The organism is Parahoeflea alexandrii (genome assembly GCF_027214025.1).
Lineage (GTDB): Bacteria > Pseudomonadota > Alphaproteobacteria > Rhizobiales > Rhizobiaceae > Hoeflea > Hoeflea alexandrii_A.
The window spans coordinates 36183-58686 of sequence record NZ_JAPWHB010000006.1; the positions used below are offsets into that span (position 1 = coordinate 36183).

At 63.3% G+C, this 22504-nt stretch carries 21 protein-coding genes and 1 pseudogene; 19 read left to right on the top strand and 3 right to left on the bottom strand.

Going from position 1 to position 22504, the window contains the following annotated elements:
- Positions 1 to 18 precede the first annotated feature (18 nt).
- On the top strand, positions 19 to 654 hold the full coding sequence (locus O4H62_RS19345; protein ID WP_269390358.1) for a 2,3-bisphosphoglycerate-dependent phosphoglycerate mutase: 636 nt from the start codon (positions 19 to 21) through the stop codon (positions 652 to 654).
- 70 nt (positions 655 to 724) lie between these two features.
- Here the strand turns inward: O4H62_RS19345 and O4H62_RS19350 are convergent, their stop codons facing one another.
- Both O4H62_RS19350 and O4H62_RS19355 read right to left on the bottom strand, forming a co-directional pair.
- On the bottom strand, positions 725 to 1621 hold the full coding sequence (locus O4H62_RS19350) for a bifunctional helix-turn-helix domain-containing protein/methylated-DNA--[protein]-cysteine S-methyltransferase (protein ID WP_269390359.1): 897 nt from the start codon (positions 1619 to 1621) through the stop codon (positions 725 to 727).
- A 116-nt stretch (positions 1622 to 1737) separates the two neighbouring features.
- Positions 1738 to 2208 carry a DUF2244 domain-containing protein gene (locus O4H62_RS19355; RefSeq protein WP_269390360.1) on the bottom strand — a complete coding sequence of 157 codons (471 nt, stop codon included), beginning with the start codon at positions 2206 to 2208 and terminating at the stop codon, positions 1738 to 1740.
- Positions 2209 to 2344: 136 nt separating this feature from the next.
- On the opposite strand from O4H62_RS19355, the gene nth reads away from it, so the two are divergent.
- From nth to O4H62_RS19365, 3 genes and pseudogenes are all read left to right on the top strand, one after another.
- A complete protein-coding gene (gene nth, locus O4H62_RS19360; RefSeq protein ID WP_269390901.1) occupies positions 2345 to 3073 on the top strand; it encodes an endonuclease III in 729 nt (242 codons plus the stop codon).
- A gap of 122 nt (positions 3074 to 3195) precedes the next feature.
- Positions 3196 to 3378, top strand: a pseudogene (locus tag O4H62_RS26535) (DUF4236 domain-containing protein); the annotation flags it as partial.
- Positions 3379 to 3480: 102 nt separating this feature from the next.
- Positions 3481 to 4935 (top strand): SH3 domain-containing protein, encoded by a 1455-nt coding sequence (locus O4H62_RS19365; RefSeq protein ID WP_430538490.1) that lies wholly within the window; start codon positions 3481 to 3483, stop codon positions 4933 to 4935.
- Between the two features lie 185 nt (positions 4936 to 5120).
- Here O4H62_RS19365 and O4H62_RS19370 read toward each other — a convergent pair whose 3' ends face one another.
- Positions 5121 to 5840: a sulfate transporter family protein gene (locus tag O4H62_RS19370; protein ID WP_269390362.1), complete on the bottom strand. Its 720-nt coding sequence runs from the start codon at positions 5838 to 5840 to the stop codon at positions 5121 to 5123.
- Positions 5841 to 6096: 256 nt separating this feature from the next.
- Here O4H62_RS19370 and O4H62_RS19375 point away from each other — a divergent pair, with 256 nt between their 5' ends.
- The 15 genes from O4H62_RS19375 (at position 6097) to O4H62_RS19445 (ending at position 22469) form a co-directional block, all read left to right on the top strand.
- A complete protein-coding gene (locus O4H62_RS19375) occupies positions 6097 to 7209 on the top strand; it encodes a GNAT family N-acetyltransferase/peptidase C39 family protein (RefSeq protein ID WP_269390363.1) in 1113 nt (370 codons plus the stop codon).
- Entirely contained in the window at positions 7202 to 8659 is a 1458-nt protein-coding gene (locus O4H62_RS19380; RefSeq protein ID WP_269390364.1) for a RimK family protein, read from the top strand. The genes O4H62_RS19375 and O4H62_RS19380 overlap by 8 nt, the downstream gene beginning before the upstream one ends.
- A gap of 128 nt (positions 8660 to 8787) precedes the next feature.
- Positions 8788 to 11628: a [protein-PII] uridylyltransferase gene (locus tag O4H62_RS19385; RefSeq protein ID WP_269390365.1), complete on the top strand. Its 2841-nt coding sequence runs from the start codon at positions 8788 to 8790 to the stop codon at positions 11626 to 11628.
- A complete protein-coding gene (gene murJ, locus O4H62_RS19390) occupies positions 11625 to 13190 on the top strand; it encodes a murein biosynthesis integral membrane protein MurJ (protein ID WP_269390366.1) in 1566 nt (521 codons plus the stop codon). Before O4H62_RS19385 ends, murJ begins: the two co-directional genes overlap by 4 nt.
- A gap of 114 nt (positions 13191 to 13304) precedes the next feature.
- On the top strand, positions 13305 to 14369 hold the full coding sequence (trpS, locus tag O4H62_RS19395; protein ID WP_269390367.1) for a tryptophan--tRNA ligase: 1065 nt from the start codon (positions 13305 to 13307) through the stop codon (positions 14367 to 14369).
- A 121-nt stretch (positions 14370 to 14490) separates the two neighbouring features.
- Entirely contained in the window at positions 14491 to 14982 is a 492-nt protein-coding gene (locus tag O4H62_RS19400) for a universal stress protein (protein ID WP_269390368.1), read from the top strand.
- 115 nt (positions 14983 to 15097) lie between these two features.
- Positions 15098 to 15661, top strand: coding sequence for a NifU family protein (locus tag O4H62_RS19405; RefSeq protein WP_269390369.1), 564 nt, complete (start codon positions 15098 to 15100; stop codon positions 15659 to 15661).
- 88 nt (positions 15662 to 15749) lie between these two features.
- Positions 15750 to 16442, top strand: a complete 693-nt coding sequence (gene tsaB / locus O4H62_RS19410; RefSeq protein WP_269390902.1) for a tRNA (adenosine(37)-N6)-threonylcarbamoyltransferase complex dimerization subunit type 1 TsaB — start codon at positions 15750 to 15752, stop codon at positions 16440 to 16442.
- Positions 16442 to 16933: a GNAT family N-acetyltransferase gene (locus O4H62_RS19415; RefSeq protein ID WP_269390370.1), complete on the top strand. Its 492-nt coding sequence runs from the start codon at positions 16442 to 16444 to the stop codon at positions 16931 to 16933. The genes tsaB and O4H62_RS19415 overlap by 1 nt, the downstream gene beginning before the upstream one ends.
- 67 nt (positions 16934 to 17000) lie before the next feature.
- On the top strand, positions 17001 to 17426 hold the full coding sequence (locus O4H62_RS19420; RefSeq protein WP_269390371.1) for a Fur family transcriptional regulator: 426 nt from the start codon (positions 17001 to 17003) through the stop codon (positions 17424 to 17426).
- A 48-nt stretch (positions 17427 to 17474) separates the two neighbouring features.
- Positions 17475 to 18272: a lysophospholipid acyltransferase family protein gene (locus O4H62_RS19425; RefSeq protein ID WP_269390372.1), complete on the top strand. Its 798-nt coding sequence runs from the start codon at positions 17475 to 17477 to the stop codon at positions 18270 to 18272.
- A 42-nt stretch (positions 18273 to 18314) separates the two neighbouring features.
- Positions 18315 to 19724, top strand: a complete 1410-nt coding sequence (gene miaB, locus O4H62_RS19430; RefSeq protein ID WP_269390373.1) for a tRNA (N6-isopentenyl adenosine(37)-C2)-methylthiotransferase MiaB — start codon at positions 18315 to 18317, stop codon at positions 19722 to 19724.
- A 30-nt stretch (positions 19725 to 19754) separates the two neighbouring features.
- Positions 19755 to 20801 (top strand): PhoH family protein, encoded by a 1047-nt coding sequence (locus tag O4H62_RS19435; RefSeq protein ID WP_430538479.1) that lies wholly within the window; start codon positions 19755 to 19757, stop codon positions 20799 to 20801.
- On the top strand, positions 20798 to 21313 hold the full coding sequence (gene ybeY, locus O4H62_RS19440; protein ID WP_269390376.1) for an rRNA maturation RNase YbeY: 516 nt from the start codon (positions 20798 to 20800) through the stop codon (positions 21311 to 21313). Before O4H62_RS19435 ends, ybeY begins: the two co-directional genes overlap by 4 nt.
- Before the next feature lie 13 nt (positions 21314 to 21326).
- The gene (locus O4H62_RS19445) at positions 21327 to 22469 is read left to right on the top strand and encodes a hemolysin family protein (protein WP_269390377.1); all 1143 of its coding nucleotides are present in this window, start codon (positions 21327 to 21329) and stop codon (positions 22467 to 22469) included.
- Positions 22470 to 22504 lie beyond the last annotated feature (35 nt).

Here is a 22504-nt window from a genome sequence, read left to right on the forward strand (position 1 = left end):
TGAACAAAGGAAATCACCATGTCCGGAACGCTCGTCCTTGTCCGCCACGGCCAAAGCGAATGGAACCTGAAAAACCTCTTCACCGGCTGGAAGGACCCTGACCTGACTGAGCTCGGCATCGAGGAAGCCAAGACTGGCGCCCAGGCGCTCAAGGAAACCGGCCTCAAGTTCGACGTCGCCTTCACCTCGGTTCTGATCCGCGCCCAGCACACGCTCGACCTGATCCTGGAAGGCATCGGCCAGACCGGTCTCGAGGTGATCCGCGACCAGGCGCTCAACGAGCGCGATTACGGCGATCTCTCAGGCCTCAACAAGGACGATGCGCGGAAGAAATGGGGCGAGGAGCAGGTCCACATCTGGCGCCGCTCCTACGACGTGCCGCCGCCGGGCGGCGAAAGCCTCAAGGACACCGGCGCCCGCGTCTGGCCCTACTACATGACCGAGATCCTGCCCCGCGTGCTGCGCGGCGAAACCGTGTTGGTCGCAGCCCATGGGAATTCCCTGCGCTCGCTCTTGATGGTGCTCGACCGCCTCGACCGCGAGCAGATCCTCTCGGTCAATTTGGCTACCGGCGTGCCCATGGTCTACAAGCTCAACGCCGACTCCACCGTCGCTTCCAAGGAAGTACTGGGCGACATGTCCAAGGCGCACTGACAGCGCCGTAACGGGATTGTGACGACATCAAATCCGTCTGGCATCGCCGGGCGGATTTTTTGATACCGGCTCAGGAGCCTTGAGAGGCACCCGCCTGCACACACCCCGTTTCCCAGCCGAGCATCGCCCGCTTGCGGGTGATGCCCCAGTGATAGCCGGTGAGCGCGCCGGACTTGCCCATGGCCCGGTGGCAGGGCACCACGAAGGATATCGGGTTGCGCCCGACCGCGGCACCGACGGCACGTGAGGCTTTGGGGTTGCCGATGGCTCGAGCGACATCCTGATAGCTCGACGCAGTCCCGAGCGGGATCCTCAAGAGCGCCTCCCAGACACGCACCTGGAAATCAGTGCCGATCATGACGATCCGCAAGGGCTGGTCGGCACGCCATTGCTCCGGCGAGAAGATGCGGGCCACATAGGGCGCGGTCATCACCTGGTCGGGCGAGAAGCGAGCGCCGGGCCAGCGCCTGGTCATATCCTCAAGCGCCGCCTGCTCCTCCCCCGGATCAGCAAAGGCAAGGCCGCACAACCCGCGTTCCGTCGCCATGATCACCGCCGTGCCGAACGGCGAGGGATGGAATCCGTAGTGGATCGCCAGTCCGGCGCCGCCGGTCTTGAAATCGCCCGGGCTCATCGCCTCGTGGGTGACGAACAGGTCGTGCAGCCGACCCGGTCCCGACAGGCCGAGTTCGTAGCTCGCATCGAGCAGCGGCAGGCCTTCGTGGCCGAGCAGCCGCCGGGCGTGATCCAGCGTCACCGCCTGCAAAAAGGCCTTCGGCGTCAGACCGGCCCAACGGCTGAAAGTCTTCTGCAGCCGTCCAGGCGCCACGCCGATATCGGAGGCGATCTCCTCCAGCGACGGTTGCGCCCGGTAGTCGAGCGAGATGCGCTCGATGGTCTTGCGGACAAGCTCGTAGTCAGCGCCCTTCGGGGTGATGTCGCGGTCAAGCTGGGCGGTCACGGTCATCTTATGGCTCCTCGCAGCGCGATCGAATGCGCTGCTGCACGTTTGGCAACGGGCCCAATCAATCACGCACCGGTTCGCGCCGCCACCCGAAATACGCCGGGTGCTCCCGAAACGCCTTAGCGCTTCTTGATGGTCGCCAGCGCCCGCTGGAACGCGGTCGCGAAGCTTTCCTTGTCGTCGGGATTGAGGAACGAGCCGACATCGGTCTGCCTGCCCTGGCCGCTGATCTGCATTTGGGTAATGCCGATCTCGTCGTGGCGGTCGACGTTGAACCGCGCCCAGAACGGGTTGAAGCGGTGGTCGACCGCCCGTCCCGACGGCGAAACCTTCTTCACTTCCAGATCGGTGCGGGACATGCGGATGAACTCTCGCATCCGCCCCGACCGGTAGCTCAGCCAGAACGCCCCGAACAGCAGCGCCAGATCGAGTCCGAAGAATGCAAACACCGGCCAGGCCCCGACCCGCGCAAAGATCACCATGTGCAAGGCGGTAATGACGGTCGTAATCGCCATCAGCAACACGAAGCCCAGCCGGCCGAGCGATCGGTAGGGGCTCAGAACGGCTTCAAACAGCGGTTCGTCGTTCATTGCTGCAATCGTCTCCAGCCGGGTTTTGTCCCAGGGTTTGCCATCAACCTCTTGCTCAGATTATAGGGATGAAATGGAAAAGCCCAAGAGCCCGAAACACGTCAAAATGTCGCCGCTTGCGTCCGCAGCGGAAAAAATGCCGGCTCAGCGCAAGACGGCGGTCAAACGCAAGCCCGCCGCACGCCGCCCCAGGATCCCCTACACGAAGGACGAGATCAGGGAGATCTTCCGCCGTTTCTCGATCCAGCGGCCCGAACCCAAGGGCGAACTCGAACACGTCAATCCGTTCACCCTCGTGGTGGCCGTGGCGCTGTCTGCGCAGGCGACCGACGCCGGCGTCAACAAGGCGACCCGTGCCCTGTTCGCCGTGGCCGACACGCCGGAAAAGATGCTGGCGCTGGGCGAGGACAAGGTCCGCGACTACATCAAGACCATCGGGCTCTACCGCAACAAGGCGAAAAACGTCATCGCGTTGAGCCGGAAGCTGGTTGATGATTTCGGCGGCGAGGTGCCCCGCACCGAAGACGAACTGGTGACCCTGCCCGGCGTCGGCCGCAAGACCGCCAACGTGGTCATGTCGATGGCCTTCGGCGTGCCGACGCTCGCCGTCGACACCCATGTCTTCCGCATCGGCAACCGGCTCAGGATCGCGCCGGGCAAGACACCGGACGAAGTTGAGGCAGCCTTCCTCAGGATCATCCCCGAGGACTACCTGTTCCACGCCCACCACTGGCTGATCCTGCACGGCCGCTACTGCTGCAAGGCCCGCAAACCCGAATGCGAGCGCTGTGTCATCGCCGATATCTGCAAGTCGAAGGAAAAGACCACCGACGTGCCCGCGCCGCTGGTGGAACTGCCGGCTTAGGTGGTGTGAGGGGGATTGCAATCTGCTGGAGTGAAATTGCCGACTCTGCTGCTTTCAAGACCGTAGTCCTAGGTATTCTGACTTAACGGCAATGGTTTTCAACTGTAAGCTTATCTCCACATGTGATTTCAATCGCATGTTTTGAATGGGGGGAAGCATTGCCGTTCTATATCCGTAAATCGGTTTCTGCAGGGCCTTTTCGATTCAATTTTTCGAAATCCGGCGTTGGGGTATCTGTAGGCGTCCGCGGACTGCGAATAGGAACAGGCCCAAGGGGGCACTACATTCACGCTGGCGTTGGGGGCCTTTATTATAGGTCTTCCATCAGACGGGCCGGAAGGCGCGGGGCGGTAGCGGAAACCGCGCCGGAAATTCCGAGGGAAATTTACGACCAAACCGACGTCGCAATGATCGAAATCGATTCAGGCGACGTCATCCAGATGCGCGATGTAACCTTTGGTCAGCTGCTCGATGAAATCAATGAGAAAAGCAGCCAAGTTAAGATGTCTGCCGCGTTTTGCTGGTCTGCGATCATAATTGGAATATTCGCCGGTTTCGCGTTCGGCGGTGCCGGCTTGCTTCTGACACTTCTTGCCCTTCCGGGCTTGGCAATCGGAGGGTGGCTCGATTCCTATCGCCGGAGCACGGTGCTCTACTACGATCTCGAAGGCGATGCTGAGGAAGCTTACAAGCGGTTGACGCAAGGTTTCGATGGACTTCTCGGCTGCGCTGGCAAGTGGCACATTGAAGCGGGTGGCGCCGTTACAAACCTGACCGCTTGGAAACGCAACGCAGGCGCTTCTCACCTCGTCAAGAAGAACGCGACTACCCTCTCCTATCAATTGCCTGCCGTCATCAAGAGCAACGTTACGCCGCCCGCGCTTGGCGTAGGCAAACAGACGCTATTCTTCATGCCCGATATCGTACTGATTCAGGACGGAGCACGATTTGGTGCAGTGCCATACGGCGAACTTACGCTCCGCTGGCAGGACTCGCGTTTCATCGAAGATGGTCGGGTGCCAAGCGATGCTCGTATTGTCGATTACACCTGGAAGCATCCCAACAAAAGTGGTGGCCCGGACAGGCGCTTCCGAGACAACAGGCAAATCCCGATCTGCCTTTATGAGACCATCCATTTCCAGAGCAAGAATGGCATCAACGAACTCGTCGAATTCTCGCAGACAGGCAAAGCCGCGGTATTTGCCGATGGCTGCAATCTTCTCTCTCGCCTTCCCAAAGAAAAGACCACGCGTTCACTACCGCCTGCGCGGCCCATTGAGCCTGTTTCCGGTTCCCTGGAGCTGCACGTGCCAGTGAAACGCCGACCGCTTCGTAAATTCCTGTATATAGTGCTTGCGATAGGCGTCGGACTACCCGTGCTTGGAGCTCTTCTTCCCGACCCTGCGGTAAAAAGGGAGGCGGCCACGGTAATCGAAAACCACAATTCGGCAGTTGCTACGAAACCTCTCGCTGCCATTGAAAATGCACCTGACGCGTTCGAGCAAGTGGGACCGTCCGCTGATATCCCGTCCCCGCGTGCTCCCAGTTCATCACCAAAAGGTGCGGGTATCCGCACAACAGAGCCAACTCCGCCATTGTCTGACCAGTCGCCAAACACCATCGAAACCAGCTTGCAGGATGTCTCGCCAGAGGGCGGAAGTGAAACACCTGTAGACATCACCAACCATGCTCGAACTGCGGTTAACCTTCGCGAGGGGCCAAGTACGAAAAACAGAATTCTAATGACAATTCCCAAAGGTGCTGCGGTAAAAATCCTCGGGCAAAATGGCAATTGGAGCCACGTTGATGTTGGGGGTGGCAAAAAGGGTTGGATTTCGAGCGAGTTTCTCACAGCTGATTAGCTGTTGTGATGGAACCTCAGATGCTGAAAGTCGCGGGACGCCACGGAATTGCCATCGCAACTGCCCGGAGGCAGGTCCACAGCCTTAAGATCGGCGAAGATAACTTCGCCTAGGTTGCGGCTAAAGCCACGTTTATGTCCATATCAGGCCTATTTCGGGCTTTCTCTCCATGAGAAGAAAGTCTGTTAATCGGTCCCGGCCTTAGCACGCCGTTGCCCCGCGATCATCTTGTGCAGATGCACCATCATGCCGGCTGCGAACATCGGGGTCAGCAGGTTCAGGAGCGGCACCGACAGGAAGGCGGCGATGATCAGGCCGGCGAAGAAGATCGTCGTCGAGTTGCGCGACCTCAGCCGCTTGGCGTCGGCCGGGCTCATGAAGCGCATGGCGGCGAACTCGAAATACTCCCGGCCCAGCAGGTAGCCGTTGACCAGGAAGAAGGCCGCCAGGTTGATGCCGGGGACCAGCAGCAGGATCAGCGCAAACAGGTTGCCGAGCCCCACCACCAGCAAGAATCCGAGCGATTGCCGGATCGACTGGCCGAGCGGCATCGGCCGGCCGGGTGTCTCGCCAGGGTAGTCTCGGGTTTCGATCACCTCGGCGATGTCGTCGAGAAACAGGCCGGCCATCGCCGCCGTCACCGGCGCAACGAACAGCGCCAGCACCAGAGCGAGCCCGACGCCGGCAATGATTGCCGCCACCGTACCGGCCCATCCGGCCCAGTCGGGCAATCCCGGCAGCAGGTTTTCGAGCCATGGCATGGCAAACACCGAAAACGCCTCGCCCAGACCGAACCAGAGTCCGGCCAGCAAAAGGATGGTCAGCCCCAGCGACTTGAACAGCACCGAGCGCGAAGCCGGTGCGAACAGGTTGGATCCGCCCAGTCTGGCGGCTTCAATGATCATCGGCGGCTTCCCTTCTTCAACATCTGCGCGCCATCCCGGTCGGTGCGCGCGGGAGTTCTCCCGCCGTGCCTGACCGGTGGCCGGTTCCATGTGGGGATTGCGGCCATCCGGGTCAACATTTTCCCGTGGACGCCGGCTCCACCGTCTTGCCCGAATTTCATCGTGTCGGATGACAGATCGACACAAATCAGCCATGATTCGAGCGCCTCACGGGCAGGCCGCCAATGGCTGTAATCACTCGCTTTCGGGAACGCCCATGTCCGCACAGCGGATACGTCCTGCCACACTTTCCGACATCGATGCCCTGGACGCGATCGAGAAGGCCGTGTTTCCCGCGGACCGGATTTCGCGCCGCTCTTTCCGCACATTGATCGACCGCCCCACCGCCGAAACGCTGGTGCTGGAGACCGATGGAGAGATCCGCGGCTACGCCATGATCCTGTTTCGTGCCGGTGCGGCTCTTGCCCGGCTTTATTCGCTCGCCGTGGCCGCAGGCCATGCCGGCAAGGGCTATGGTCGGGCGCTTCTTGCCGCCGCCGAAAAAGCCGCCATGGAGCATGACCGCATCCTGCTCAGGCTCGAGGTGCGCGAGGACAATGCGCCCGCCATCGCGCTCTACAAGACCACCGGCTACCGCCGTATCGGCCGCGTCGCCGACTACTATGCCGATGGCATGGCAGCCCTCCGCTTCGAAAAGCTGCTGCGCGGACCCGAAGCTCCGGATGTGCTGACGCCGTTCTATGAACAGTCCACCGATTTCACCTGCGGCTCCTGCTGCCTGCTGATGGCGCTCGCCCGCTTCCGCTCACCGGAATTTCTCGATCCCGTCTGGGAAATCCGGCTCTGGCGCGAGGCCACCACCGTCTTCATGCTCTCGGGGCCAGGTGGCTGCGAGCCGTTCGGTCTTGCCATGGTGGCGCGCGAGCACGGCCTCGATCCCGAGGTCTGGTGCTCGACCGAGGAGCTGCTGTTCCTTGAAACGGTGCGCGATCCGGAAAAGCGCCGGGTGATGGAACTGGCGCAGACCGATTTCCGCGCCCGGGTTGCCGAAGCCGGCACGCCGGTGCACACCGAGGCCTTCACGCTCGACTGGCTGCGCGCCCGCCTCGCCGAAGGTCACGTTGCCATCATCCTGGTCAGCGGCTACCTGATGATGGGCAAGAAGGTTCCCCACTGGGTGCTTGCCCACGGCGATGACGGCCGCCACATTTTCGTGCATGATCCCTGGGTCGAGGACGAGGTCGGCGAAACCGTGGCCGACGCCGCCAATATCCCGGTCCCCTATGCGGTCCTTGACCGGATCGCCCGTTTCGGCCGCACGGGCCTGCGCGCCGCCGTGCTTATCAAGGGAAAGTCTCCCCATGTCTGACTGGATCATCCTGTCCACCGCGCTGGCGGGCTTCGATCATGCCGCCACCAAGCACAAAGTGCTCGCCACCCGCGATTATCTCGCCCGGCCCGAGCTGTTCCGCGGCGCCCGGCCCAACATCATCAACCTGTCGCGCTCTTACGCCTACCAGAGCCGCGGCTACTACGCCTCGCTGCTGGCGGCGGCCCGCGGCCAGCGGGTGATCCCGTCCGTCGAGACCATCATCGACCTGTCGGCCCGCAAGCTCTACGAGAATGCCATCCCCGAACTCGAGGATTCGCTCAACAAGAGCCTGCGCGAACACGGCGGCGAACCGTTGCCGTCACGGTTGCGGATATTCTTCGGAACCTCGACCGATGCGCGGCTCGAGCGCTTCGGCAGGCTGCTGTTCGACTGGTTCCGGGCGCCGATCCTCGAACTGACGCTGAAGGACGGAGACTGGACGGCGATCACCAAGATCGGGCTTCTGCCGATCAGCAAGCTCGATGAGCCGGGCCGCGAGGCCTTCTTTCAGGCCATGGCCCGCTACACCGCGCGGCAGTGGAAGGACGCCAAGTCGCGGGCGCCTGCGCGCTACTCCTTTGCCACCCTGGTCGATCCCAACGAAGCCCTGCCGCCGTCCTCGATTGCAAGCCTCAAGCACTGGTCGCGCGTTGCCGCGCGCATGGGCGTTTCGGTCGAACCGATCACCCGCAAGGACCTGCCGAGGCTGGCCAATTTCGATGCGCTGTTCATCCGCGAAACCACCTCGATCTCCAACCACACCTACCGTTTCGCTCGTCGCGCCCAGCAGGAGGGCATGCCGGTGATCGACGATCCGGTGTCGATGATCCGCTGCACCAACAAGGTCTACCTCGACGAACTGATGGCCTCCAACGGCATACCGGTGCCCGACACGGTGATGCTGATCGGGCCGGAGGACTTCCAGCGCGCCGCCGATCAGCTCGGCTTCCCGATGGTCTTGAAGGTGCCCGATTCCTCCTTTTCCAGAGGCGTCAAGAAAGTTGCCTCAATGGCCGAACTGAAAGAACTGGCCGGCGCCTGGCTGCATGATTCGGAAGTGCTGATCGCACAGAAATTCATGCCCACCAGTTTCGATTGGCGCATCGGCGTTCTGGGTGGCAAGCCCTTGTTCGCGGTGCAGTATCTGATGGCCAAGAAGCACTGGCAGATCGTCAAGCACGACACCGGCGGCAAGCCGCTCGAAGGCGGCTTCAAGTCGTTCTCGCTGGCGCAGGTGCCGCCGCTGGTGCTCGACACCGGCCTGCGCGCCGCCTGCGCGGTGGGCGACGGTCTTTACGGCGTCGATCTCAAGGAAACCGATGACGGCGTCTTCGTCATCGAGGTCAACGACAACCCCAATCTCGAGCACGGTGTCGAGGATGCCGCGGAGAAGGATGAGGTCTGGACCCGGCTGACCAACTGGTTCATCGAGCGGATCGCCACCTGACCCGGGTCCGGCAGGCCGGCTTTCCGCTTCCGGCTTCGGGCGGACTGTCGTTTCCCTCCGAAACAGGCTATAGCAGCCGCGGCTTGGCGCGCTGAGCCGGACCACTGACCGCGACCAGGACAAACTTGATGCTCAAAGCCGCCGAAGACAACCTCGATCTCACCAAGATTGTCGATCCGGCAAAACTGCGCAAGGCGCTCAACGCCATCGCCGCCAGGCATGGCGGCGCCAGCAACGAGGCCAGGATGGACGTGCTGGCGGAGGTCAAGCGCGTCAACGCGCTCGGCCGCGAGACCGCCCGCACCATGCTGTTCGAGGATGGCGGTGGTACCGCCTGCGCCATGCGGATCTCGCATCTGCAGGACGTCATCACCGCCGCGCTCTACGACTACGCCAGCGTTCACGTCTACAGGGTCGAAAACCCTTCGAAGTCCGAGCGCATGACCGTCACCGCCGTTGGCGGCTATGGCCGCGGTACCCTGGCGCCGGGCTCCGACATCGATCTGCTGTTCGTGCTGCCCTACAAGAACACGCCCTGGACCGAACAGGTGGTGGAATGGATCCTCTACATTCTCTGGGACATGGGGCTCAAGGTCGGCCACGCCACCCGCAATGTCGACGAGTGCATAAGGCTGTCGCGCTCCGACATGACCATCCGCACCGCCATTCTCGAAGCCCGCTTTCTCTGCGGCGAACGGGCGCTCTTCGATGACCTCGGCGGCCGCTTCGAAAGCGAGGTGGTGGACAGCACCGGACCCGAATTCATCGCCGCGAAACTTGCCGAACGCGACGAGCGCCACCGCAAGGCCGGCGACACCCGCTATCTGGTCGAGCCCAATGTCAAGGAAGGCAAGGGCGGCCTGCGCGACCTCAACACGCTGTTCTGGATCGCCAAGTATTTCTACCACATCCGCGACACCGAGGAGCTTGTCGGCCTCGGCGTGCTGTCGCGCCGCGAGTTCAACCTCTTCGTCAAGGCCGAGGATTTCCTCTGGGCCGTGCGCTGTCACATGCACTATCTCACCGGCAAGTCCGAAGAGCGGCTGTCCTTCGATATCCAGCGTGACATTGCTGCCGGCCTTGGCTACCAGGATCACCCCGGCCTGTCGGCGGTCGAGCGATTCATGAAACACTATTTCCTCGTCGCCAAGGATGTCGGCGACCTGACCCGCATCTTCTGCGCCGGGCTGGAGGACCAGCAGGCCAAGCAGGCGCCGGGGCTAACGGGTGTGATCAGCCGCTTTGCCAATCGTCCGCGCAAGATTCCCGGCACGCTCGACTTTCTCGAGGACAAGGGCCGCATCAATCTGGCCGACGCCGAGGTCTTCAAGCGCGATCCGGTCAACATCATCCGCATGTTCCACCTGGCCGACATCCGCGGCCTGGAGTTCCATCCCGATGCGCTCAAGCGCGTCACCCGCTCGCTGCGGCTGGTCAACGCGGAGCTGCGCGAAAACGAGGAAGCCAACCGGCTGTTCATGTCGATCCTGACCTCGAAGCGGCAGCCGGCGGTGATCTTGAGGCGCATGAACGAGGCCGGAGTTCTCGGCCGCTTCATTCCCGAGTTCGGCAAGATCGTCGCGATGATGCAGTTCAACATGTATCACCACTACACGGTCGACGAGCACCTGATCCGCACCGTTTCGGTGCTCTCTGGCATCGACAAGGGCGAAGGTGAACGCGAGCATCCGCTGGCCTCGAAGCTGATGCCCGGGATCGAGGAGCGCGAGGCGCTTTATGTCGCCGTCTTCTTGCACGACATCGCCAAGGGGCGGCCGGAGGATCATTCCATCGCCGGCGCCAAGGTGGCGCGCAAGCTCTGCCCGCGGCTTGGCCTTTCCGCCAACCAGACTGAGCTCGTTGCCTGGCTGGTCGAGGAGCACCTGACCATGTCGATGGTGTCGCAGACCCGCGATCTCAACGACCGCAAGACCATCAGCGATTTTGCCGAGAAGGTGCGCACGCTGGAACGGCTGAAACTGCTGTTGATCCTGTCGGTCTGCGATATCCGGGCCGTCGGACCCGGCGTCTGGAACGGCTGGAAAGGGCAATTGCTGCGCACGCTCTACTACGAGACAGAACTGATGCTTTCCGGCGGCTTTTCGGAAGTCTCGCGCAAGGAGCGTGCCGCCCATGCCCGCGATGCACTCGGCGAGGCGCTGTCCGACTGGAGCCCGAAGGAGCGCAAGGCCTATCTGAAGCTGCACTACGAGCCTTACCTGCTGGCCGTGCCGCTCGAGGAGCAGGTGCGCCACGCCAATTTCGTCCGCGAGGCCGACAAGGCGAAGAAGCCGCTCGCCACCATGGTGCGCACCCATGCCTTCCATGCCATTACCGAAATCACGCTATTGTCGCCCGACCATCCGCGGCTCTTGTCGATCGTTACCGGCGCCTGTGCCGCCGCCGGCGCCAACATCGCCGATGCGCAGGTCTTCACCACCTCCGACGGACGGGCGCTCGATACCATCCTGATTAACCGCGAACTGCCCGACGACGAGGACGAACTGCGGCGCGGCGCCTCGGTCGGCCGCATGATCGAGGATGTGCTGGCCGGCCGGGCCTACATTCCCGAGGTGATTGCCCGCAAGACCCGCGGCAAGACCAGGAAGCGGCCGTTCATCATCAAGCCGCAGGTGACGATTTCCAACACGCTGTCCAACAAGTTCACCGTCATCGAGATCGAATGTCTTGACCGCACCGGCCTGCTCTCGGAGGTCGCTTCGGTACTGTCGGATCTGTCGCTCGACATCGCTTCGGCTCACATCACCACCTTTGGCGAAAAGGTCGTCGACACGTTCTATGTTCGCGATCTGGTCGGCCAGAAGATCACCAACGAGAATCGCCAGACCAACATCGTCGCCCGGCTCAAGGCCGTGCTTGCCAAGGAAGAGGACGAGGTGCGGGACAAGATGCCTCCGGGAATGATCGCGCCGCAGGGCTCGGCGCGGCGGGGCAAGACCCCGGCATGAGCCTGATCGGAAAATTCGCCAGCGTCGGCGGCGCCACCATGGCGAGCCGTGTGTTGGGCTTCGTCCGCGAGGCGATGATCGCGGCTTTTCTCGGCGCCGGACCGGTCGCCGATGCCTTCTATGCTGCCTTCCGCTTCCCCAACCTGTTTCGCAGGCTGTTTGCCGAGGGCGCGTTCAACGCGGCCTTCGTGCCGCTGTTTGCGAGCGAGATCGAGGGTGGTGGGCAGGCGGCAGCGAAGAAATTCGCCGAGCAGGTTCTCTCGGTTCTGCTGCTGTCGCTGTTCGTGCTGTCCGCCCTGGCGATGATCTTCATGCCGTTCCTTGTCGGCACCGTCATCGCGCCGAGATTCGCATCGGACCCGGAGAAATTCGATCTCACCGTGCTGCTGGCGCGCATCATGTTCCCCTATCTCGCCGCCATGAGCCTGGTGGCGATGCTGGCCGGTATCCTCAATTCGCTGCGGCGCTATTTCCTCGCGGCGCTGGCGCCGATCCTGCTCAACGTGGTTCTGGTGGCGGGGCTGGCGGCGTCGGGGTACCTTAGCCTGGCGGCGCCCGATATCGGCAAGGTCCTGGGCTGGTCGGTCTCCGTGTCGGGAGTGCTGCAGCTCGGCCTGCTGGTCTGGGCGCTCCGGCGCGCGAACTTCAGTATCGGTTTCGTCCGTCCGCGCTTGACGCCGGCCGTCAGGCGCCTTTTGTGGCTGGCCCTGCCGGCGGCCGTGACCGGCGGCATCACCCAGATCAACCTGCTGGTCGGCCAGATCATCGCCTCGGCCGAGGCCGGCGCCATTGCCGTCATCAACTATGCCGACCGCCTCAACCAGCTGCCGCTGGGTGTCATCGGCATTGCCATCGGTGTCGTGCTGCTGCCCGAACTGGCCCGCGCGCTCAAGGCCGGCGACATGAAGGAAGCGCAATACCTGCAGAACCGCAGCCTGGAATTCGGCATGGCGATCACCGTCCCTGCCGCCTTCGGCCTTGCGCTGCTGCCCGAGCCGATCATCGCCCTGGTGTTCGAACGCGGCGCCTTCAGCCGGGACACAACGATCGTCACGGCCCAGGTCCTCGCCGCCTTCTCCATCGGCCTGCCGGCCTTCGTGCTCACCAAGATCTTCACGCCGGTGTTTTATGCCCGCCAGGACATGCGCACGCCGCTGTGGGCTTCGGCCCTGTCGGTCGTCGTCAACATTTCCGGCAGCCTGCTGCTGTTTCCGCGTCTGGGCGTGATGGGCCTGGCGATCGCCACCAGCCTCGCCGGCTGGCTCTCGGCGCTCTATCTCGGCCAGCAGCTGGTGGCGCGCGACCTATTCCGGCCCGCTGCTGTCACAATTCGCCGCATCGTGCTCATCGTCACCGGCGCGGCGCTGATGGGCGCGCTGTTGTGGTGGGCCGAGGCAAGCTTCCCGCATCTGCTGCTCGACGCGTCGCTTCCGGTCCGGCTGGCCTCGGTGCTGCTGACGGTGGCCGCGGCTGCCGTTGTCTATTTCGGTTTCGCCTTTGCCACCGGTGCGCTCGACCGGGGTGAATTCGCCCGGGTGCTCAGACGCCGCAAAAAGGCCTGAGGCTGGGACCACCCGGATTGATAGCCTCTTGACCTGACATCGCTGCAGCCGCATAACCCCGCCCGATTTCAACGAGGTATCCGGGCCCTCCACAAGCCCGGCGGGGAGTACATCATGTCCGCCACTTTCAAGCCGCTCGTCTTCTCCGGTGTCCAGCCGACCGGCAATCTGCACCTGGGCAACTATCTTGGCGCCATCCGCAAGTTCGTGGCTCTACAGGAGCAGCACGACTGCATCTTCTGCGTGGTCGACATGCACTCGATCACCGCGCAGCTCGTCCATGAGGACCTGAAGGGCCAGACCCGCTCTATTGCCGCGGCGTTCATCGCTTCCGGCATCGATCCGGTAAAGCACATCGTTTTCAACCAGTCGGCGGTCTCCGGCCATGCGGAATTGGCCTGGATCTTCAACTGCGTCGCGCGCATCGGCTGGATGAACCGCATGACCCAGTTCAAGGACAAGGCCGGCAAGGACCGCGAAAATGCCTCGCTCGGGCTGCTGGCCTATCCTAGCCTGATGGCCGCCGACATCCTGCTCTACCGCGCCACTCATGTGCCGGTCGGAGAAGACCAGAAGCAGCATCTCGAACTCGCCCGCGACATCGCGCAGAAGTTCAACATCGATTTCTCCGACCGCATCCGTGCCGCCGGTCTCGGCGTCGAGATGATGGTCGGCGAGGAAAAGATCTCCGGTTTTTTCCCGATGACCGAACCCCTGATCGAGGGGCCGGCGCCGCGCGTCATGAGCCTGCGCGACGGCACCAAGAAGATGTCGAAATCCGACCCGTCGGACCTCTCGCGCATCAATCTTACCGACGATGCCGACACCATCGCCAAGAAGATCCGCAAGGCCAAGACCGATCCCGCACCCTTGCCGGAAACACTCGAGGAGCTCGAAGGACGCCCCGAGGCGCAGAACCTCGTCGGCATCTATGCCGCGCTCAGCGACCGCACCCGCAAGGATGTGCTGGAAGAATATGCCGGCCAGCAGTTCTCGGTGTTCAAGCCTGCCCTGGTCGAGCTGGCGGTCGCCGTTCTCGGGCCGATCACCTCCGAGATGCAGCGGCTGATGGACGATCCGAGCCACATCGATGCAATCCTCAAGGAAGGCAGCGCCCGCGCCAACGTCATTGCCGAAAAGACCATGGCCGACGTTCGCGAAATCATCGGCTTCGTCTAGGCACCGGCCCGGGGCCGCTGCCAGGCCGCGCGCCCCTGTCGGGACGGCTTGGCGAGGGCGCCCGCGGGAGTCTCAAAATCGCACTTGCGGGACAGCCCGCTCTGATGGCATTGTCCCGCCCATGGTATCAAGAAGACGTTCACGCGAGGCCGGCCACCGCCGCAAGTTCCTCGCAGTCATCGATGACACGCCGGAATGCGAGCGCGCCATGCGCTACGCAGGGATGCGGGCTTACAATTCCGGCGGCGGACTGGTTCTGGTCTATGTCATCGAGCCCGGCGATTTCCAGCACTGGCTCGGTGTCGAGGAAATCATGCGCGCCGAGGCGATGGAAGAGGCCGAGGCGACGCTTGCCAAGGCCAGCGAGAAGATGCGCCAGATCATCGGCATCGATCCCGAAGTGGTGATCCGGCAGGGAAAGACCACCGAGGAGATCCACGCGGTTATCGAGGAAGACCAGGATATAGCCATCCTGGTACTGGCCGCCGGCTCCGCCAAGGATGGCCCCGGGCCGCTTGTCGCCTCCATCGCCGGACGCGGCGCAGCCTTCCCGATTCCGGTCACCGTCATCCCCGACGCCCTGTCCGATGACGAAATCGACGCGCTGAGTTAGAGCATCGTACGATGCTCTAAGCCATATCCGCCCTTGATTGCGAGGCTCTCGAGGCTTATCTTGTTTTGAAGAATTCTAAACTGGCCGGTCAACGCACCAGGCAGGGAGACCGACAATGTTCATCCAGACCGAATCCACCCCCAATCCCGCGACCCTGAAGTTCCTGCCCGGCAAGGTGGTGATGGATCAGGGCACCGCCGATTACCGCGACGCCGACGAGGCCGGCCCGGCTTCCCCGCTCGCCGCCAAGCTGTTCGGCATTCCCGGCGTCACCGGGGTGTTCTTCGGCTATGACTTCATCACCATCACCAAGGATGGACCCGACTGGCAGCACCTCAAGCCTGCCATTCTCGGCACCATCATGGAGCACTTCATGTCCGGAGCGCCGATCATGGCCGCCGGCAATGACGGCGCCCCGGTGACCGACGAGGAATTCTTCGAGGCCGGCGACGAGACCATTGTCGCCACCATCAAGGAACTGCTCGAAAGCCGGGTCCGCCCCGCCGTCGCCCAGGATGGCGGCGACATCACCTTCCGCGGTTTCCGCGACGGCAAGGTGTTCCTGCACATGAAGGGCGCCTGCGCCGGCTGCCCGTCGTCGACCGCCACGCTCAAGCACGGCATCCAGAACCTGCTCAAGCATTTCGTGCCGGAAGTGCGCGAAGTCGAAGCCGTCTGACGCACTCGGCCTTTACCGCGCCTGCCGCTGTGCCTATGAACATCGGCAACAGGTTGCCATGCGCTGTCCGCATGGCCCTTTGCCATGGATGTGCCCGGTGCTGACGCTCGCCATTGATTGTTCCGCAAGGTTTTGTGCCGTCGCCCTCTATGACGCGGGCGCGGATAGCATTTTGGCATCCGCCAGTCCGGACATCGGCCGCGGTCATGCCGAGCAATTGCCGGCCGTACTTCAATCGGTGCTGGCGGATGCCGGCGTTGACCTGTCCCGGGTCGACCGCATCGGCGTGACCATCGGCCCCGGCTCCTTTGCCGGCATCCGGGTGGGCGTCGCCTTCGCGCGCGGCCTGGCGCTTGCGCTCGGGGTACCGGTTGTCGGCGTCGGCTCGCTGGAAGCCATCGCCGTCCCCGCCGCGTGCCGGAACGGAAAAGCCACAATGGCCGTGCTCGACGCCAGGCGCAGTCACGTCTGGGCCATCATCGTCGATGCCCGCGGCGCGATCGTCGAGCCTGCCTGCGAACTCTCGCCCGAGACCGCCGCCGCGCTGGCTCTTAAGCACGGTTGCGCCATCACCGGCAGCGGCGCGGCACTGCTGGCCGACATCGACAACGCCCTCGCGGCCGGCATCGTTGGCGACCTCGTCGCCCCGGAGATCGACGACGTGGCCCGTCTCGCCGCTGGCCTCGATCCCGCCGCCAACCCGGCCGAGCCACGCTATCTTCGCGATGCCGACGCCAAGCCGCAAGCAGGCTTCGTGCTGCCGCACGAGGCAGTGGTCTGATGGTCTTCAGTCTGTTCTCGCGTCAGCCCGAATGCCTGATCCTGTCCATCGAGATGCAGGATGCGCGCACCGCCTCGCGCATTCATGGCGAGGCCTTTGCCCGCGCCTGGGGCGACGGCGAATTCGAGAGCCTGATTTCCCAGCAATCCGTCTTCGGCTTTCTGGCCTGCCCGGAGGGCCGGTCCCGCGATGCGGCCGCGGGTTTCGTGCTGTCGCGCGAAGCGGCGGGCGAGGCCGAGATCCTGTCGATCGGAATTTCGCCGAAACAGCGCCGCGCCGGTCTGGGGTGGCGATTGATGCGCAGCGCCATGCAGGAGGCAAAGCGGCGCGGCGCCGAGGAGATGTTCCTCGAGGTCGACGAAACCAACACGGCGGCGGTTGCGATGTACCGCAAGCTCGAGTTCGTCCAGGTCGGCGAGCGGCGCGCCTATTATTCACAGCAAGGCGCGCCGAGCACGACGGCGCTTGTCATGCGCCGCGATCTTCGTTAGTCCGCAGGGGATCGTCGGCTAAGGTATCGCCGGCATAACCTCTCCACATCAACCGGCGGGGCAGGCGATGGACGAGCAGAAATCCCTGGAAGACAGATGCGCCGAACGCGGCATGCGCATGACCGAGCAACGCCGGATCATTGCGCGTGTGCTTGATGGCGCCGATGATCATCCCGACGTCGAGGAACTGCACCGCCGTGCCGTGCTGGTTGATTCGCGCATTTCCATGTCCACCGTCTACCGCACCGTGAAACTGTTCGAGGACATCGGCATCATCGAGCGGCATGATTTTCGCGATGGCCGCTCGCGTTACGAGACGGTGCCCGAAGAACATCACGACCATCTCATCGATCTGCGCACCGGCCAGGTGATCGAATTCCATTCCCCGGAGATCGAGGCGCTGCAGGAGCGCATTGCCCGTGAACATGGCTTCAGGCTGGTCGATCACCGGCTGGAACTTTATGGAATTCCGATCAAGCCCGACAAGAAATAGCGCCCCGATGCCGGATTTCGTCTGTTTTTCAGCCTTGCCGGTCCGCCCATGATCGCCGGCCTGCGCATTGCCTTCGTTCTGGCGGCCTTCCTGACCCTGACGCTGGTGCTGCTGCCGGTACAGCTGATCGCGCTTGGATTTGGCCATTCGGTCATGCGGCGGTTGCCGCGCTGGTGGCATCGGACGATGTGCCGGATCATCGGCCTCAAAGTGCATGTCAGGGGGAGCCTGTCACCGGACCGGCCGCTGCTGATGGTCGCCAATCACGTCTCGTGGAAGGATATCCTGGTCCTCGGATCGGTTGCCGACGTCGTCTTCATCGCCAAGTCGGAAGTCCGCACCTGGCCTGTGCTGGGCTGGCTCGCCCGGCTGCAGCGCTCGGTGTTCGTTGAGCGCGAGGTCCGGCGCAAGACCGGCGACCAGATTTCTGAAGTCTCCAGCCGGCTGCTGGCGGGAGAAGTGGTGGTGCTGTTCGCCGAGGGAACCACGTCGGACGGCAACCGGGTGATGCCGTTCAATTCCTCGCTGTTCGGTGCGGCAAGCGCCGCGCTGCCGTTCACGCCCGAAGGCAGGGTCAACATCCAGCCGGTGTCGATCGCCTATACCGGCATCCACGGCATGCCGATGGGACGCTACCACCGGCCGGTCGCGGGCTGGCCCGGCGACGTGGCGCTGGGGCCGCATATGCTGCGCGTCATCCGCGACGGCGCGCTCGATGTCGAGGTGGTCATCAGTGAGGCTGTCCCGTTCGATGCGGCCACCGACCGCAAGAAGACGGCGCGGCTCGTCGAGGCCCGTGTGCGCGAAGGCCTCAACGCCGCGCTGCGTGGCAGATTCAATGGCTGAATGGCCATTTTCAAGCCGTGATTTTGTCGCTAAAAGCCCGGCATGACACACGCAACCCTCACGCCTGATGCCAAACCGGAGACTGCCCCTGCCGCACAAGACGGCGGACAGTCCAGGAAGGTCTTCGTCAAGACCTATGGCTGCCAGATGAATGTCTATGACAGCGAGCGCATGGGCGACGCCTTGGTGCGCGACGGCTATCAGACCGTCGACACGGTCGAGGCGGCCGACCTGATCCTCATCAACACCTGCCATATCCGCGAAAAGGCAGCCGAAAAGGTCTACTCGCAGCTCGGACGTCTGGCCAAGCTCAAGCGGGAGCGCAATGCCGAAGGCGGCGACCTGATGGTCGCGGTCGCCGGCTGCGTCGCCCAGGCCGAAGGCCAGGAAATCATCCGCCGCGCGCCGGTCGTCGATGTCGTCATCGGCCCGCAGACCTATCACCGCTTGCCCGAGGCGCTGGCCAGGGCGCGCAACGGCGAAAGCGTGGTGGAGACCGAGTTTCCCGCCGAGGACAAGTTCGACGGCCTGCCGAACGCGCCGGAAAAGGCCATTCGCGCCCGCGGCGTTGCCGCCTTTCTCACGGTCCAGGAAGGCTGCGACAAGTTCTGCACCTTCTGCGTCGTGCCCTACACCCGTGGCGCCGAGGTGTCCCGTCCCGTCGACCGCATCCTCGGCGAGGCCGAGCGGCTGGCCGAAGCCGGTGTCCGCGAGATCACGCTTCTTGGCCAGAACGTCAATGCCTGGCACGGCAAGGGCGCCGATGGCCGCGAATGGGGACTGGGCGAACTGGTGCGCCGGCTGGCCACCATCAAGGGCATCGACCGTATCCGCTACACCACCAGCCATCCGCGCGACATGGATGACGCGCTGATCGCGGCGCACCGCGATCTGCCCGAACTGATGCCCTATCTGCATCTGCCGGTGCAGTCCGGCTCGGACCGGATTCTCAAGGCGATGAACCGGCGCCACACCGCCGCCGAGTATGTGAAGCTTGTCGAGCGTATCCGCGCAGCCCGTCCGGATATCGCGCTGTCGGGCGATTTCATCGTCGGCTTCCCCGGCGAAACCGATGCGGATTTCGAAGACACCATGCAACTGGTTCGCGAGGTTAGATACGCCTCGGCCTTCACCTTCAAGTATTCGATCCGGCCAGGCACGCCGGGCGCCGACATGGAGGGCCAGGTCGACGAGGCGGTCAAGACCGAGCGCCTGGCGCAGCTTCAGGATCTGATAAATCAGCAGACCCGCGCCTTCGGCCGCGAATGCGTCGGAAAAGTGGTGGATCTGCTCCTGGAGAAACCCGGACGCAACACCGACCAACTCTTTGGCCGTTCTCCCTGGCTGCAGCCGGTAATAGTTGATGCAAAGCTGGGGGAAATCGGTGACATTGTGAGGGTGCGAATCACGCAACCCGGCACGACCGGTCTTTACGCGGAGCTTGTGGAATGACCGCCACGTGCAATTATGGAGCCAGATCGTTTGACAGCTGAGCACCTGTCCCGGACAGAAGCCGCCAAGCCCGCCTCGGGCGCGTCGGACGCGACCCACCTCGCGCTCACCTTTGAAAACAACCGTCTCGCCAGTGAACTTTTTGGCCAGTTTGACCAGAACCTGGCGCTTATCGAGCAGAAGCTGAAGATAGACGCCCGGGCCCGTGGCAACACGGTCACCCTCAGGGGCGAGGATATCGCCACCAACCAGGCCCGCCGGGCGCTGGATTATCTCTATGACCGGCTGCTCAAGGGCGCCAGCGTCGAGAGTTCCGACGTCGAGGGCGCCATTCGCATGGCGCTGGCGGCGGACGATCAGCTGGTGCTGCCGACACTTGAACGCAAGGGCAAGATGACGCTGGCGCAGATTTCGACGCGCAAGAAAACCGTTATCGCCCGGACCCCGACCCAGGACGCCTACATGCGCGCCATGGAGCGTTCCGAGCTGGTCTTTGGCGTCGGTCCCGCCGGCACCGGCAAGACTTATCTGGCGGTCGCCCACGCTGCGCAGCTGCTCGAACGCGGCTCGGTGGAGCGCATCATCCTGTCGCGTCCCGCGGTGGAAGCGGGCGAACGGCTGGGCTTCCTGCCCGGCGACATGAAGGAAAAGGTCGATCCCTATCTCAGGCCGCTCTATGACGCGCTTTACGACATGATGCCGGGCGACAAGGTCGAACGCGCCATCACCGCCGGCGTCATCGAGATCGCGCCGCTGGCCTTCATGCGTGGCCGCACGCTCGCCAATGCGGCGGTCATCCTCGACGAGGCGCAGAACACCACGCAGATGCAGATGAAGATGTTTCTCACCCGTCTGGGCGAGAACTCGCGCATGATCATCACCGGCGATCCGAGCCAGGTCGACCTGCCGCGCGGCGTCACCTCCGGCCTGGTCGAGGCGCTGTCGATCCTTGAGGGCGTCGATGGCGTCGTCACCTGCCGCTTCCGCGGCGCCGACGTGGTGCGCCACCCGCTGGTCCAGCGCATTGTCGAGGCCTATGACAAGCGGATCTACCCCAAGTCCGACGACGAAACATGAGCGTTGACCCGTCAGTCAGCCTGGCGATTGCCGTCGAGGCCGGGGAGTGGGGGGACGTCGGGGCAATCGAGGCTTTGGCGCAGACCGCGCTTGCGGCGGCCGTGCGCGACCTGACGGAACGGGAGGGCCAGCCCTTTCCGGAAGAGCCGCCGGAAGTGTCGCTGGTTCTCGCCGATGATGCGATGATGGCCGATATCAACAGCCAGTGGCGAAATCAGCCCAAGCCGACCAATGTGCTGTCCTTTCCGGCGTTTCCGCTGGCGCCGGGCGGCCAGCCTGGCCCGATGCTTGGCGACATCATCCTGGCCCGCGAGACGATCGAGCGCGAGGCCGCCGACCTGGGCAAGCCGGTCGACGAGCACATCACGCACCTCATCGTGCACGGATTTCTTCATCTTTTCGGCTACGATCACATCGAAAACAGCGATGCCGAGAAAATGGAAGCGATCGAGACTCGCATTTTGACCTCGCTTAACCTATCTGACCCATACGGCGATACAGAGCCGGTTTGATATTGAAGAGACGATGACAGAGAGCAATGCCCCGGCCGAGACCGGAGACGCGCAAGGCGCTTCAAGCGCTTCATCTACCGAAGAAGCTCCCAGTTATCTTCCCGTGCCTGTGCGCAGGGAAGAGGTGGCCGTCCAGCAGGACGAACGCTCTGGAATGGGGCTGTGGCAACGTCTCATGCGTGCCATGTTTCCGCCCTCCGACCGCGAATCCATCCGCGAGGACCTCAACGACGCGTTGCAGTCCGGCGGTGAATTGCATGAGGCGTTCTCGCCCGACGAACGTGCCATGCTGCACAACATCCTCCGGCTCCGCGAGGTCCGTGTCGAGGACCTGATGGTTCCGCGCGCCGATGTCGAGGCGGTCGATCAGACCACCTCGCTTGGTCGTCTACTCGAGATCTTCGAGGAATCGGGCCGCTCCCGCATGCCGGTCTATGCCGAAAATCTCGATGATCCGCGCGGCATGATCCATATCCGCGACCTTCTTGCCTGGATAACAAAGCAGGCGCGCACCAAGCGCAAGTCCACGGCCAAGAATGCCGCCAGCCTTCAAAAGGTCAACTCGCTCAATGCGCTGGAGCTGTCCCGGGTTGACCTGAGCAAGACGCTTCAGGAATCGGGCATCACCCGCAAGGTGCTGTTCGTGCCGGCTTCGATGCTGGCGTCGGACCTGATGCAGCGCATGCAGGCCAACCGCATCCAGATGGCGCTGGTCATCGACGAATATGGCGGCACCGACGGACTGGTCTCGCTCGAGGACATTGTCGAGATGGTGGTCGGCGACATTGCCGACGAGCATGACGATGAAGAGGAAACGCTGATCAGCAAGGCCGGCGAGGACATCTGGGTTGTCGACGCCAAGGCCGAGCTTGAGGACCTGGCCGAGGAGATCGGACCGGATTTCGACATTCGCGAGCAAAGCGAGGAGGTCGACACCATCGGCGGACTGATCTTCTCCGAACTCGGCCGCGTGCCGGCCCGCGGCGAGGTCGTCCAGGCACTGCCCGGTTTCGAATTTCATGTGATGGATGCCGATCCGCGCCGCGTCAAACGCGTGCGTATCATCAGGAAACGCCAGGCTCCGCGCCGTCGCCTTTCCCGTGGCGAGACGGCTCCCAAGAAAGACTCCGGTCCCGGTAACGCCAGCGCCGCATGAGGCGGTGGCGGTCTTTGTCGCGGTAACCCTGCATC

What these genes read in the sequence shown, in the direction of transcription:
- ybeY (WP_269390376.1), top strand. Translation starts at nt 20,798, where the DNA reads ATGAGCGTTGACCCGTCAGTCAGCCTGGCGATTGCCGTCGAGGCCGGG.
- trpS (WP_269390367.1), top strand. Translation starts at nt 13,305, where the DNA reads ATGTCCGCCACTTTCAAGCCGCTCGTCTTCTCCGGTGTCCAGCCGACC.
- O4H62_RS19415 (WP_269390370.1), top strand. Translation starts at nt 16,442, where the DNA reads ATGGTCTTCAGTCTGTTCTCGCGTCAGCCCGAATGCCTGATCCTGTCC.
- O4H62_RS19400 (WP_269390368.1), top strand. Translation starts at nt 14,491, where the DNA reads ATGGTATCAAGAAGACGTTCACGCGAGGCCGGCCACCGCCGCAAGTTC.
- O4H62_RS19350 (WP_269390359.1), bottom strand. Translation starts at nt 1,621, where the DNA reads ATGACCGTGACCGCCCAGCTTGACCGCGACATCACCCCGAAGGGCGCT.
- tsaB (WP_269390902.1), top strand. Translation starts at nt 15,750, where the DNA reads ATGTGCCCGGTGCTGACGCTCGCCATTGATTGTTCCGCAAGGTTTTGT.
- O4H62_RS19355 (WP_269390360.1), bottom strand. Translation starts at nt 2,208, where the DNA reads ATGAACGACGAACCGCTGTTTGAAGCCGTTCTGAGCCCCTACCGATCG.
- O4H62_RS19365 (WP_430538490.1), top strand. Translation starts at nt 3,481, where the DNA reads ATGATCGAAATCGATTCAGGCGACGTCATCCAGATGCGCGATGTAACC.
- O4H62_RS19405 (WP_269390369.1), top strand. Translation starts at nt 15,098, where the DNA reads ATGTTCATCCAGACCGAATCCACCCCCAATCCCGCGACCCTGAAGTTC.
- nth (WP_269390901.1), top strand. Translation starts at nt 2,345, where the DNA reads ATGCCGGCTCAGCGCAAGACGGCGGTCAAACGCAAGCCCGCCGCACGC.
- O4H62_RS19370 (WP_269390362.1), bottom strand. Translation starts at nt 5,840, where the DNA reads ATGATCATTGAAGCCGCCAGACTGGGCGGATCCAACCTGTTCGCACCG.
- O4H62_RS19345 (WP_269390358.1), top strand. Translation starts at nt 19, where the DNA reads ATGTCCGGAACGCTCGTCCTTGTCCGCCACGGCCAAAGCGAATGGAAC.
- O4H62_RS19380 (WP_269390364.1), top strand. Translation starts at nt 7,202, where the DNA reads ATGTCTGACTGGATCATCCTGTCCACCGCGCTGGCGGGCTTCGATCAT.
- murJ (WP_269390366.1), top strand. Translation starts at nt 11,625, where the DNA reads ATGAGCCTGATCGGAAAATTCGCCAGCGTCGGCGGCGCCACCATGGCG.
- O4H62_RS19425 (WP_269390372.1), top strand. Translation starts at nt 17,475, where the DNA reads ATGATCGCCGGCCTGCGCATTGCCTTCGTTCTGGCGGCCTTCCTGACC.
- O4H62_RS19385 (WP_269390365.1), top strand. Translation starts at nt 8,788, where the DNA reads ATGCTCAAAGCCGCCGAAGACAACCTCGATCTCACCAAGATTGTCGAT.
- O4H62_RS19375 (WP_269390363.1), top strand. Translation starts at nt 6,097, where the DNA reads ATGTCCGCACAGCGGATACGTCCTGCCACACTTTCCGACATCGATGCC.
- O4H62_RS19420 (WP_269390371.1), top strand. Translation starts at nt 17,001, where the DNA reads ATGGACGAGCAGAAATCCCTGGAAGACAGATGCGCCGAACGCGGCATG.
- O4H62_RS19445 (WP_269390377.1), top strand. Translation starts at nt 21,327, where the DNA reads ATGACAGAGAGCAATGCCCCGGCCGAGACCGGAGACGCGCAAGGCGCT.
- miaB (WP_269390373.1), top strand. Translation starts at nt 18,315, where the DNA reads ATGACACACGCAACCCTCACGCCTGATGCCAAACCGGAGACTGCCCCT.